Source organism: Propionibacterium acidifaciens DSM 21887 (assembly GCF_000426605.1).
GTDB classification, from domain to species: Bacteria; Actinomycetota; Actinomycetes; order Propionibacteriales; family Propionibacteriaceae; genus Propionibacterium; species Propionibacterium acidifaciens.
This window is the reverse complement of record NZ_AUFR01000080.1, coordinates 1-1,419: the sequence shown is the minus strand read 5'-3', so window position 1 is coordinate 1,419 and position 1,419 is coordinate 1. Positions and strand designations below refer to the sequence as shown.

The 1,419-nt window shown below is 51.2% G+C and carries 2 protein-coding genes; both read left to right on the top strand.

Features of this window, described 5'->3' with window-relative positions:
• Positions 1-611 (top strand): hypothetical protein (locus K336_RS19060; RefSeq protein ID WP_211223519.1); only part of this gene is annotated, 611 nt, incomplete at its 5' end.
• A 204-nt stretch (positions 612-815) separates the two neighbouring features.
• The gene (locus K336_RS18850) at positions 816-1,178 is read left to right on the top strand and encodes a hypothetical protein (RefSeq protein ID WP_123825969.1); all 363 of its coding nucleotides are present in this window, start codon (positions 816-818) and stop codon (positions 1,176-1,178) included.
• Positions 1,179-1,419: the final 241 nt, after the last annotated feature.

The window sequence follows — 1,419 nt, the reverse complement described above, 5'->3', positions numbered from 1 at the left end:
TCGCGCTCATGAGCCTGTCCGGGGCCCTCACCTCGGGCGGGATCAGCATCGCGCAGCAGAAAGCCACCAACGGGTCCGTGGACTGGGCCCGCGTCGGCACCGAGGCCGCCATCGGCGCCATCCCCGTCCCCGGCGGCGGAGGAGCCGCGGCCGGACGCGAAGCAGCCGAAACGGCCGGCCGCGAAGCCCTCGAGGCCACCGGACGCGAAGTGGCCGAGACCACCGGACGCGAAGCAGCCGAACAGGCCGCCCGCTCCACCGGCGAACACGAACTGTCCACCATCGGCACAGACGCCGCCGAAAACGTGGGTGAGCACGCCAGTCAGACGAATTACATATACTCGAGTCGAGTTCTTAATCGTTCTGCTGAAGCGGGTGATTCATTTCATAATTTCCCTCAGAGTTTCGATGAAGAAATCATTTTGCAAGGTCAAAGAAAAGTAACCCCAGGTTTCTGGGAAAAAGATGTACCCAACCTAAGTAATGACAATGTCATGTATCGATTAAGCGGAGAGATTAATGGCCATCCAGGAATATATGAAATTGCAACAAGGCCATCAGTAAGCGAGAGAACCGAAGTTATCATGCACCGATTTTTCAATACGAGGTAATCGATGAACGAAAAAAATTTTGACTCTGATTTCGACGCTACACTTATCGATTTCGCCGACGGTAGAACCGAATATATTATTGGCACTGAGTCACCATTCTCCACTCGACGTAGCGTTCTCATCGACGACCATCGCGGGAACACTTGGGTTGCAACTTTCATATGCCCAGACATGGGAAGAAAGACACTGACTAGACTTGTCGCCATGCCCAATCCAAGAAGACTAGCAGCGGTGATCCGAGGAGTTCTTTTTCTCGGCAACGTGGATGACCCAGCAAGCTTTGAACAGATAGCAGCTAGCGGATCAATCCAGGATATTCGCTCTTATCCAGAAGAGAATGTCGTGGTCGTTACCACTCCGTTGAGGATTCTATGCCTGGACGAAAATGGAGTTCGATGGAGAAGTCATCGACTTGCCCTTGAAGGGGTTTCACTCGGAGAAGCATCAGGAAATCTACTTCACGCAACAGTCGATAATGAAGAAACTCATCAGATAGATTTATTCATCAACAACGGAAAAATAGCACATTCAACATTCACTCTACCGGAAAGTTTTTACACCGGTTGAGGAAAGTTTTATATCAGCTGACATTATGGCCACCATGAAACAAAACTGTGTTTTTCGTGGATTTCCTGTGTGGTTTCGGATATGATTGGGACATGCAGGTTGAGGTCACCCGGGAGGAAACCGCCGTCCTGATCAGGTGGAAGAAACGTTCCGACAATCATGTGCTGGTGCGGATGAAAGCAGAAGCGATCCTGTACGCCTCTGAAGGAGTCGGAATCGACATCATCGCGAAGATGGTCGA